Consider the following 564-nt stretch of genomic DNA (forward strand, 5'->3'; position numbering starts at 1 on the left):
CCGCGCGGAACCGGTGACCTGCCGAGCAGCATCGACTCTCCGTGGGACCTTCACAGACCCGCTCCACGACCCCCGGCGCGTCCACGACCAGCACTCCTACCGTCGACGGTGTGACCCAGGACCCCGTCGGACCCCGCCACGCGCGCACGCTGCGACCGTCCGTCGCGCGTGTGCCCGCGCTCGTGCTCACCGGTGTGCTGACGCTCCTCGCGTCGGGCGCCGCGGCCGTCTACCTCGACCTTCGCGGGCAGATCGACGTGTCCGACGTCTCCGGGCTGGTCCTCGCGACGCCGCGCGCCGACGCCACGACCGCGGCCCCCGGCGACCCGTTCGCGGGCGACGCGATGAACGTCCTCGTCATGGGCACCGACCTGCGGGACGCCGAGAACGTGGCGCTCGCGGGCGAGGCCGAGGGCATGCGCTCGGACACGACGATGCTCGTGCACGTCGCGGGCGACCGGACGTGGGCCGAGGTCGTGTCGATCCCGCGCGACTCGCTCGTCGAGCTGCCGGAGTGCGCGCTGCCCGGCGGGGGGCGCTCGAAGCCGCGGACCACCCTGTTCA

Annotated in this window: 1 protein-coding gene; it reads left to right on the forward strand. The window is 74.5% G+C overall.

Annotated features, from left to right (window positions below; translation table 11 throughout):
- Positions 1–110: 110 nt before the first annotated feature.
- Positions 111–564, forward strand: a 454-nt coding sequence (locus G3I71_RS52875) for an LCP family protein (RefSeq protein WP_203733063.1), incomplete at its 3' end; no start/stop codon positions are given.

It is taken from the genome of Streptomyces sp. SID12501 (assembly GCF_010550245.1).
In the GTDB taxonomy this organism is placed as follows: Bacteria; Actinomycetota; Actinomycetes; order Streptomycetales; family Streptomycetaceae; genus Streptomyces.